The sequence below is a fragment of the Desulfotomaculum sp. OF05-3 genome, from assembly GCF_003435535.1.
Taxonomy (GTDB): Bacteria; Bacillota; Clostridia; order Lachnospirales; family Lachnospiraceae; genus Pilosibacter; species Pilosibacter fragilis.
In genome coordinates, this window is record NZ_QWGO01000059.1 from 1 (window position 1) to 8491 (window position 8491).

Consider the following 8491-nt stretch of genomic DNA (forward strand, 5'->3'; position numbering starts at 1 on the left):
ATTGGTGGTAGACAATCATTCATGCGTTTGTCGTGGGATCTATACTGCGGACCCTTGACAATTTGGGCGAGTGATGGTAAAATTTGTGTTACGCGGGAGCTGTATCGTTATAGGATTCGGGGTCGCCTGGATTTTGGATACTGCCAAAAGCGAACGCATCGGAAAAATGTCTGTGAACCTTTGCGGACCGAACGATGCGAAAAACTCCGAAGAGAGTGCCAGTAAGGGCTTGTACTGGTTTCGACGGGGGCTTTGAAGCTGGTGAAGCTATCCGCATGCAATGCGTTAAATGGCAAACCTAAATATAAACGCTAACGACGAATTAGCATACGCAGCCTAATTTAGGCAGCTGTCGGCCTTAGAATACCTGCATTTTAAGTAACCGGCATCATTTAAAGCAGGAAACGACACGTGCAAAGCTTTGCGCACGCGGGCGTATGATGAAGCTACCAAACGGATCAGGATGTCTGCTTTCGGGTTCGGGCGGGAATTCTAAATAACAGACTATGATAGTAGAAGAACAGGGGATAGGTTTTCGGACAGGGGTTCGATTCCCCTCAGGTCCACTATAAGGGAAGTCTTGAGAAATCGGGATTTCCCTTATTTTATGCCTGTTTGCGAGAAATATTAAAAGATGTTATCAGCTCAAATAAAACGCTAAAAGTGCATATCTACGGGGGAAGTATCACACGAAATATTACATGAAAAGCTATTTATACTGGAAAGAGAACAGCACAGATTGACAAAATTATTTTCATGCTTTACACTTTAAATTACAGAACACTTCCCGGAACCAAGAACTGCCGGGAGAAATATGAAACGAAAGTAAAGGAGAACTCTAATGAAAAAACGGGGCGACTATTTAAAGAAAGCATATTATCACTTAATGAAGATCGAGCAGAAGAAAAACAAGATCCTTCAGGTGGAGAACTATGGCGAGATCAACGCGGAGTTAAACCGCAAGTTCGCGAAGGGCGAGTATTTCGATTCCAGCGAAGTTTATGTTGAGGACGGTTACCTCTGCGTGGGCGAAGGTTTCTTCCGCCTTTCCGGAAAAGAGCAGGACGCTCTGATTGAGTATCTCTGCCCGGAAGAGGACAGCACTGAAGAATAAATGAAGATAAAAAAGAATGTGTCTTCCTGTTAAACAAAAAAGATACCGGTATGAGCTGTGCGTTTCGCGGTCATACCGGTATCTTTTTATATGAGCACGGCATAGAAAAAATAGTCAGCCTCTGCACTGCGTGGACGTGCGAATTCTTATAAAATGCAAGTCAGACTTTTGATAAATGCGTCTTTCTCTGCAATCTCAGCCGCATTTGCGAGGAACTCAGCGATACCGCTGGTGGTCTCCTCGTCAGCCTCATAAAAAACAGCCCATGTGTAGAATACGCATTTTAAATGCTCCATCTCGTCTTCGCCGGCCTTTGCCAGAGCGATCATCTTATCAATGAATTCTTTTTCAGAAACTCCAGTGGTTGGAAATTCTGCTGGTGTAAAATCCATAGCTGCAAACTCCTTTCCTGTGATCCGGACTTGGATCGTAGTGCGTGATGATTCGGGATCCTCACGATCACTTAAGTGTTTTCATATCCGAGCTTCAGGGTGACCAGAGAATCATCATCCAGAACCTCGCCCTTTTTGTAGATATAATCGCGGATCAGCACTTTCAGCTTTTCGTCAACGGCAGGACTCGAATAGATCGTGTCCGGAACCGACTTTACGAATTCCTTGAGATCTGTTCCGGCAGTTCCCTCCGGACACGGAAGCGAAGCCTGACGGCACGCCATGCCGACTGCGCAGGATAATTCCATATGGTTGATTAGTCTCGCCGGTGTCTCAAAATTTTTGATCTTAATTTTCACGGACATCGGGACAAGCGTATGTACCATCGGACGGATCTCCTTTCTGTCCCTCGCGTTCACGGACCATCTTCCAGATCAGGTCGTGCATCCACTGGACGGTCTCCTGAAGCTTTGAATTTTCGTCCTTTAAACGGGCAATTTCGGCTTCCAGTTCCTGGATTTTTGCATCTTTTTCTTCGGACATGGTAAAAACCTCCCTGAAAACTGTATGAGAACAGAACAAGTATAACATCAGAATGGAAACATGTCCAGTGGAGGAGCGGGCAAAACGGGCGGAAAAAGAATGATTGATTCAAGTGTGACTTTGAGATATAATAAACTTTGTTTCTATTTCTGCGAGAAAAATACATAAAAAGAGGAACATGAAATATGAGTTCAGTTTTACTAAAAGCGGGCTGCTTTTTCCTGATCATCCTGATGGGATATGGTCTGAAAAAAATCGGCCTTTTAAGCCAGACGGATCTTCCGGTCTTCTCGAAGCTCGTCACGAAGATCACGCTCCCGGCGGCGATCATCCATAACTTCAGCCAGGCGACCATGGATGTCTCCATGCTGGTGATCGTGCTGATTGGTTTCCTGTGCAGCGGTGCGTATGCGGTGATCGGATACGGACTTTTTGCGAAAGGGACGAGGGATCAGAAGGCGTTTGGCCTCGTAAATGCGTCGGGATACAATATCGGCTGCTTTACGATGCCTTTCGTCCAGGGATTCTTAGGAGCGCCGGGCGTGGCCTGTACCAGCCTTTTTGATACGGGAAACGCGGTGGTCTGTACTGGTGGTTCCTACGCGGTGGCTGTGTCAGTGGCAGGAAAAGGCGGTGCCGGAGATAAGCATCAGATCCGCAGGATCGTGATCCAGCTCTTAAAATCCATCCCGTTTGACTGCTATGTAATTATGACAGCACTGACGATGGCGGGACTCCGTATTCCGGTCTTCATGGACCAGGTAGCTGAGACTGTGGGGAACGCCAACACCTTCCTCTCCATGACTATGATCGGCCTCGGACTGGAGTTACATATGACAAGAGAGCAGACGGGCAGTGTCGCAAAAATCCTGGGAACAAGATTTGCGGTTTCCGCAGTCCTGGCAGTTCTGTTTTACCGGTTTTTGCCGTTCTCCCTGGAGATCCGCAGAACCCTGGCGATCCTGATGTTCGGCCCGGTATCGGCCCTTGGCGTTCCGTACACCTCCATGCTTGAGGGAGATGTGAACCTTGCCAGCGCGGTGAACTCGGCATCAATCATTCTCGGAATCGTGAGCCTGACAGCGGCGATCATCATCTTCTAAGAAATTTATAGTCGTGCATAGGGCGGTATCAGATATACCGCGGAGGCTCTGCATAGCTGTATCACACAAAATAAGGAGGAACACAATGGAATTACGGAACGAAAAGGACGCGCGGTTTATCATCCGGCATCATGTGACGGAAGAAAAGCTGCTTCATCTGGAAAAGGGAGTCCGGAAACTCGGTTTCCAGTCCGGCGGAAAGAGGATCATGTCGATCTTTCTTGGGCTTTTCCTGATCTGCATGGCAGCAAAAGTCGTAATCGGCGGAACGATCGGGGACGCACTCATGATGATCGGCATTCTCTGTGCCATGGGATTCGTGTTTGGAACCTATGCCCTTTTGAAAGGCTGGCTGGACGCGAAAAAGCAGATCCATCTCCAGTTCGAGGCGGGGAGGATGGAAGACAACTATCAATGGGAATACCGCTTCTACGAGGACGGATATGAGGTCATCGGAAAGAATGAGAAATCCCGTGTGCAGTATAAGAACGTGGGACGCCTTATTGATATGTCCGGTATGTATGTGCTGGTGGAGCGCGGAAATGTGGTGCGTTACTTCATGAAAGATGACGTGGTTCAGGGAAATTCCGCGGAGCTTGCGGGATTTCTGACAGAGAAATGTCATCTTCCGATGGAACAGATCACAGTACGATAGGAGGTGCGGGATGGAACCGATATACGCAGTAAAATCTACATATGACGAGGATATGTTTTATCACCAGGTCGTGGCTTCCAAGCCGCGGATGATGCCGAAGGAGGGGGATGGGAAGAAGATCAAGTTCCAGCTTCCTGATTTCGGGCTGAAAGATACATTGATGGCGCTTTTTGTGGGCGCAGCTGTTTACATGGCGTTCGGACAGCTTGAGCAGTCCACGAGGATCCTGCAGGCGGTGCTCTGCGGACTTGTGGCGGCTGTGGTGCTGCGGCGAATGAATGAGAGACAAAACGGGGAGACTTCCGGGAAGAAGGCGAATTCCGTATCGGCTGATAAAAATCAGGCCCTGCAGCTTCTGGAGAGCTCCGGATTAAAGGGTGACCGCTGCACCATGAATTTCTACGAGGACACCTTTACGATGGAGCGGCCGGGCATCATTACGGAGTACCAGTACGAGGGAATCGCATGGATCAAGGAGACCAGCAAGTATTACATGGTCTTTTGGAACAAATCCCTTGCGATCCCTGTGGAGAAGGCGGGATTCTACCGCGGAAAGAAGGAGACATTCGGATCTTTCCTTGAAAAACGGTGCAATAAGGTGATCGAGAAGGTAAGAAACGTATAGAGGGACGAAGGACCATTTCTATATGGAAGTGCATAGCTCCGGACGGCGGAGCGGTGTAAAATAAAATGGAGAGGATCTTTTGGGAATGAAAATTAAAAAAGAAGAGAAAATGCAGATCGAAAAGCTGCCGACACTGAAGTTGAAGTATACACTGGTCGTGCCGTTCATGGGAATCGTGGATGCGCTGACTATGGGAAGCTTCTTTATGAATCCGGCGGCAGATGGAAAACTGCTCATCAAGGCGTTCTATGTGACCTGCGGGATCGCGGGGATTTTATTTGCACTGTGGGGACTTTTGTGGAAGACTACGATTGATGGCAAGACGATCAAGGTAAACCCGGTAATTGGAAAGAAAAAAGTGGTCCCGTTTTCAGATCTGAAAAAAGCGGTTGTTTATAAGAAGAAAAAGACGGGGTCTATCGTGAGCTATGAACTGATCGATAAGAACAACCAGTCCATCGTTACGATCTATCCGCTTATGAAGGACAGCAGTACATTGATGGAGAGATTGAAACGCCTGAAATATCCGGTGGAGGAAGCGTAAGGCAAAAATCCCATCAGGGAAGCTGAACTGGAATGGATTTTTGCGCGTAACTATGAAGGTACTGAATAATTATGCTGGTTTTAGGAAAAATCCCGGGAGAGTGAATACTTCGGGATCTTTCTGCGCATAATGACCTCTGATGAAACAGGAAAAGGAGGCCATTTTATGACGAAACTGGATTGTACCGTGACGACATGCGTCCATAACGCGGAGAAGTGCTGCTGCAAGAGCGGCATCCTCGTGGAGGGAGCACAGGCGAAGAACTGCTGTGATACCTGCTGCGGAAGCTTTGAGGAGAACAGGGGCGGACTTTTTAAGAATCTTTTTAAGACGCCGGAATCAAAGCTTGAGGTGGAATGTGATGTGGCGAACTGTCTCTATAATGATGACCATCAGTGCAGGGCAGAGCGGATCACGATCGCGGGGGACGGCGCCATGGCTGTCGGTCAGACGGAATGTGCAAGCTTTAGGGAGAAGTAGGAATAGAGAAGGGACTGGCTGCGGAGAAAGCTGATGATAGCAAACTGACCGTCGCCGGTTCCTTTTTACTTAGCAGAAAAGTCGTTGTTTTGCCTGAAAGAAAGGCATTGTGGATTTTTGATATGCGTCTGTGAGAAGACAGATCCAAGGGAGAAGTATGAAAGGGCTGTGGAAAATACCGGGCAGAATCGTGGAGGGCTTGAGCCGAAAAAGTATTGGAAATTCCGGGAAAAGTGATTGACAAAACGGAAACGATATAGTAGAATAACATAAGTTGTGAGAGCAACTGACAGGAAAGCAGGTATCCGCCTCACCCTGGCACGAGTAAGTGACCCGGGTTCATAGACATCGGTTTTTATCATGCAGCAGCATGCCAAACCAATGCAGTTACGAGCGGATAGTTACCTATCTGCTTTTTCTTTTCTATCGACATATGTAGAGTATGAGAGTTGGAGGTGTACGGCTATTAGCGAGTTAATGATTAACGAGCAGATCCGTGATAAGGAGGTTCGTTTAATTGGAGAAAATGGTGAGCAGCTTGGAATCATGTCTGCAAAAGACGCTTACAAAATGGCGAGAGATGCAGAACTGGATCTTGTAAAGATTGCTCCGGCAGCGAAGCCGCCGGTATGTAAGATCATTGATTACGGTAAATACAAGTATGAGATGATCCGTAAGGAGAAGGAAGCGAAAAAGAAGCAGAAAACGATCGAGGTGAAAGAAGTGCGTCTTTCCCCGAATATCGATACAAACGATCTTAACACAAAGATCGGATCTGCGAGAAAGTTCATCGAAAAAGGCAACAAGGTAAAAGTAACGCTTCGCTTCCGCGGTCGTGAGATGGCTCATATGAACCAGACAAAGTATATTCTGGATGATTTCGCTGAGAAACTTTCCGATATCGCTGTTGTCGATAAGCCTTCCAAGGTGGAGGGAAGAAGCCTGGTAATGTTTTTAACTGCAAAACGATAAGGGAACAATTTTAAGGAGGAAACAACAATGCCTAAAATGAAAACAAGCAGAGCAGCTGCAAAACGTTTCAAAAAGACCGGAACTGGTCAGTTAGTGAGAAATAAAGCTTATAAGTCCCATATCTTAACTAAGAAATCCACAAAGCGTAAGAGAAATCTTAGAAAAGACATTGTTACTGATGCTACAAACAGCAAGGTAATGAAGAAGATTTTACCGTATTTATAATTTGTTTCGGAATTAAGATTAAGGAGGAAATTAAGCAATGGCAAGAATTAAAGGTGGCTTAAATGCCAAGAAGAGACATAACAGAGTGCTCAAGTTAGCCAAAGGTTACAGAGGGGCTCGTTCCAAACAGTATAGAGTAGCAAAGCAGTCCGTAATGAGAGCTTTAACAAGCTCCTACGCTGGCAGAAAAGAGAGAAAGAGACAGTTCAGACAGCTCTGGATCGCTCGTATCAACGCTGCAGCTAGAATCAACGGCCTTTCTTACAGCAAGTTCATGTACGGCTTAAAGCAGGCTGGTGTTGTTATGAACCGTAAGGTATTATCCGATATGGCTATCAACGACGCAGAGGGCTTTGCAAAGCTTGCTGAGTTAGCAAAAACAAAACTGGCTTAATTAGTCGATGAGAATAGAAAAAACCTTTCCGGTGGAGTGATCTGCCGGGGAGGTTTTTTGCGTTTTTTGGGGAGAGGTTCATAGTGGTGGGAGTTACGCGCCGACGGGCCTCCGGGCGCGGACGCTTCACGGGATTCCGGGAGGGTTCCTCTAAGCTCCCGGAAAAATGCTAAGGGCGGAGGTCCGAGGACACAACTCGCAACTTTCGTTGCTCAAACAAGTGTCCTCGGACCTCCAACGCATTTTCCTGCGAGCCAAGAGGAAACCAGCTCCCTCCACCCAGGCGCGTCCGTGCCCGGAGGCGCTGTGTATTGGCGGGATGAGGGAAGGAAAAGGAAGGGTGTGGAGGGAGAGATGGGATTGGCGAAAGCCAGACGATGCGCGGGGCCCTTTGGGCGCCGCGGCATCGCGAGATTGTTGATGTGAAACTAAAAAAGGCTTAAGTCTTTCGACTTAAGCCTTCGTGCAGAAGAAGGGACTTGAACCCTCATGATATTGCTATCACACGGACCTGAACCGTGCGCGTCTGCCAATTCCGCCACTTCTGCATCTCGTCAGATGACGTATCTCATTGACAAAACATATTATAGTATAAGGCGTGGGATTTGTCAAGAGTTTTTTAAATATTGCTAAAAAAACATTTTTTTTAAAAAATTCAAAAAAGTACTTGTCAAACAGAAAGAACTATGGTATATTAATATGCGTCGGTGAGAGATACAAAATCTTGAAACACCCGATACGCGGAAGTGTCGGAACTGGCAGACGAGCAAGACTAAGGATCTTGTGGTGGTTACATCGTGTGGGTTCAAGTCCCATCTTCCGCACGAAAGACTCAAGTCGAAAGACTTGAGTCTTTTTGCGTTATAGAGAAAATAGCGATAGATGTGGAGAGCCTGGTGATTGAGGTGATGGTACTGGAATTGTCAAATTAATGTATGAATGCGTATTTTGAGGAAAATGCCACGCAAAGTGTAACATGGAGAGAAGGAAGCGCGGTTGCGATGAGCACCAGAGGGAAGCGCTATATTCGGCATTTGTGGGAAGAGCAGGAGAAAAGGCGATGGAAATTTAAGATAGATGATATTTCTGAAGGATGACTGCAGAAGATGTTTTGTGAGATATAGCCGTAGAGATCATTGCATGATATCTTTGGGATGGGTCTTACTGTGGAGATGATCTCTTTAGCGGATTTCGGTTATGCCATGGGATAGAATATAGTACAAATTGAGTAAAAAAAATATGTTATTAAAAAAATAAAAAAAGTTTAAAAAAGTACTTGCCAAACAGAAAGAACTATGATATATTAATATGCGTCGGTGAGAGATACAAAATCTTGAAACACCCGATACGCGGAAGTGTCGGAACTGGCAGACGAGCAAGACTAAGGATCTTGTGGTGGTTACATCGTGTGGGTTCAAGTCCCATCTTCCGCACGAAAGACTCA

At 46.6% G+C, this 8491-nt stretch carries 12 protein-coding genes, 3 tRNA genes and 1 other RNA gene; 12 read left to right on the forward strand and 4 right to left on the reverse strand.

The annotated features are described in order from the left end of the window. The first annotated feature begins 225 nt into the window (after nt 1-225). Nucleotides 226-569, forward strand: a transfer-messenger RNA (tmRNA) gene (gene ssrA, locus DXA87_RS16980). 272 nt (nt 570-841) lie between these two features. After that, a complete protein-coding gene (locus DXA87_RS16985; RefSeq protein ID WP_015554709.1) occupies nt 842-1114 on the forward strand; it encodes a hypothetical protein in 273 nt (90 codons plus the stop codon). A gap of 146 nt (nt 1115-1260) precedes the next feature. Here DXA87_RS16985 and DXA87_RS16990 read toward each other — a convergent pair whose 3' ends face one another. The 3 genes from DXA87_RS16990 to DXA87_RS17000 all read right to left on the reverse strand — a co-directional run bounded on the left by DXA87_RS16990 (nt 1261) and on the right by DXA87_RS17000 (nt 2049). Continuing rightward, nucleotides 1261-1506 carry a hypothetical protein gene (locus DXA87_RS16990; protein ID WP_015554708.1) on the reverse strand — a complete coding sequence of 82 codons (246 nt, stop codon included), beginning with the start codon at nt 1504-1506 and terminating at the stop codon, nt 1261-1263. A 71-nt stretch (nt 1507-1577) separates the two neighbouring features. Then, nucleotides 1578-1892 (reverse strand): DUF3837 domain-containing protein, encoded by a 315-nt coding sequence (locus tag DXA87_RS16995; RefSeq protein ID WP_015554707.1) that lies wholly within the window; start codon nt 1890-1892, stop codon nt 1578-1580. Next, the gene (locus DXA87_RS17000; RefSeq protein WP_015554706.1) at nt 1855-2049 is read right to left on the reverse strand and encodes a hypothetical protein; all 195 of its coding nucleotides are present in this window, start codon (nt 2047-2049) and stop codon (nt 1855-1857) included. Before DXA87_RS17000 ends, DXA87_RS16995 begins: the two co-directional genes overlap by 38 nt. Before the next feature lie 185 nt (nt 2050-2234). Between DXA87_RS17000 and DXA87_RS17005 the strand changes: the two genes are divergently transcribed. From DXA87_RS17005 to rplT, 8 genes are all read left to right on the forward strand, one after another. Further along, nucleotides 2235-3152 (forward strand): AEC family transporter, encoded by a 918-nt coding sequence (locus tag DXA87_RS17005; RefSeq protein WP_015554705.1) that lies wholly within the window; start codon nt 2235-2237, stop codon nt 3150-3152. A gap of 85 nt (nt 3153-3237) precedes the next feature. Then, nucleotides 3238-3807 (forward strand): hypothetical protein, encoded by a 570-nt coding sequence (locus DXA87_RS17010; protein WP_117505456.1) that lies wholly within the window; start codon nt 3238-3240, stop codon nt 3805-3807. Nucleotides 3808-3817: 10 nt separating this feature from the next. Continuing rightward, the gene (locus tag DXA87_RS17015) at nt 3818-4432 is read left to right on the forward strand and encodes a YcxB family protein (RefSeq protein WP_117505458.1); all 615 of its coding nucleotides are present in this window, start codon (nt 3818-3820) and stop codon (nt 4430-4432) included. 85 nt (nt 4433-4517) lie between these two features. Further along, nucleotides 4518-4976: a hypothetical protein gene (locus DXA87_RS17020; protein ID WP_147326541.1), complete on the forward strand. Its 459-nt coding sequence runs from the start codon at nt 4518-4520 to the stop codon at nt 4974-4976. A 165-nt stretch (nt 4977-5141) separates the two neighbouring features. Next, nucleotides 5142-5456 carry a DUF1540 domain-containing protein gene (locus DXA87_RS17025; RefSeq protein ID WP_015554701.1) on the forward strand — a complete coding sequence of 105 codons (315 nt, stop codon included), beginning with the start codon at nt 5142-5144 and terminating at the stop codon, nt 5454-5456. 477 nt (nt 5457-5933) lie between these two features. Next, nucleotides 5934-6428 carry a translation initiation factor IF-3 gene (infC, locus tag DXA87_RS17030; RefSeq protein ID WP_015554700.1) on the forward strand — a complete coding sequence of 165 codons (495 nt, stop codon included), beginning with the start codon at nt 5934-5936 and terminating at the stop codon, nt 6426-6428. 27 nt (nt 6429-6455) lie between these two features. Continuing rightward, complete coding sequence (gene rpmI, locus DXA87_RS17035; protein ID WP_015554699.1) at nt 6456-6653, forward strand: 50S ribosomal protein L35; 198 nt, start codon at nt 6456-6458, stop codon at nt 6651-6653. A gap of 37 nt (nt 6654-6690) precedes the next feature. Continuing rightward, nucleotides 6691-7047, forward strand: a complete 357-nt coding sequence (gene rplT / locus DXA87_RS17040; RefSeq protein WP_015554698.1) for a 50S ribosomal protein L20 — start codon at nt 6691-6693, stop codon at nt 7045-7047. Between the two features lie 464 nt (nt 7048-7511). Here rplT and DXA87_RS17050 read toward each other — a convergent pair. Further along, a tRNA-Leu gene (locus DXA87_RS17050) sits at nt 7512-7595 on the reverse strand. Nucleotides 7596-7787: 192 nt separating this feature from the next. Between DXA87_RS17050 and DXA87_RS17055 the strand changes: the two genes are divergently transcribed. Together DXA87_RS17055 and DXA87_RS17060 are read left to right on the forward strand one after the other, a co-directional pair. Further along, nucleotides 7788-7871: transfer RNA gene (locus DXA87_RS17055), tRNA-Leu, on the forward strand. Between the two features lie 525 nt (nt 7872-8396). Beyond that, a tRNA-Leu gene (locus DXA87_RS17060) sits at nt 8397-8480 on the forward strand. Nucleotides 8481-8491: the final 11 nt, after the last annotated feature.

Excerpts from the sequence above, each read along its gene's own strand:
- DXA87_RS16985 (WP_015554709.1), top strand. The coding sequence starts at position 842 with ATGAAAAAACGGGGCGACTATTTAAAGAAAGCATATTATCACTTAATG.
- DXA87_RS16990 (WP_015554708.1), bottom strand. The coding sequence starts at position 1,506 with ATGGATTTTACACCAGCAGAATTTCCAACCACTGGAGTTTCTGAAAAA.
- DXA87_RS16995 (WP_015554707.1), bottom strand. The coding sequence starts at position 1,892 with ATGGTACATACGCTTGTCCCGATGTCCGTGAAAATTAAGATCAAAAAT.
- DXA87_RS17000 (WP_015554706.1), bottom strand. The coding sequence starts at position 2,049 with ATGTCCGAAGAAAAAGATGCAAAAATCCAGGAACTGGAAGCCGAAATT.
- DXA87_RS17005 (WP_015554705.1), top strand. The coding sequence starts at position 2,235 with ATGAGTTCAGTTTTACTAAAAGCGGGCTGCTTTTTCCTGATCATCCTG.
- DXA87_RS17010 (WP_117505456.1), top strand. The coding sequence starts at position 3,238 with ATGGAATTACGGAACGAAAAGGACGCGCGGTTTATCATCCGGCATCAT.
- DXA87_RS17015 (WP_117505458.1), top strand. The coding sequence starts at position 3,818 with ATGGAACCGATATACGCAGTAAAATCTACATATGACGAGGATATGTTT.
- DXA87_RS17020 (WP_147326541.1), top strand. The coding sequence starts at position 4,518 with ATGAAAATTAAAAAAGAAGAGAAAATGCAGATCGAAAAGCTGCCGACA.
- DXA87_RS17025 (WP_015554701.1), top strand. The coding sequence starts at position 5,142 with ATGACGAAACTGGATTGTACCGTGACGACATGCGTCCATAACGCGGAG.
- infC (WP_015554700.1), top strand. The coding sequence starts at position 5,934 with ATGATTAACGAGCAGATCCGTGATAAGGAGGTTCGTTTAATTGGAGAA.
- rpmI (WP_015554699.1), top strand. The coding sequence starts at position 6,456 with ATGCCTAAAATGAAAACAAGCAGAGCAGCTGCAAAACGTTTCAAAAAG.
- rplT (WP_015554698.1), top strand. The coding sequence starts at position 6,691 with ATGGCAAGAATTAAAGGTGGCTTAAATGCCAAGAAGAGACATAACAGA.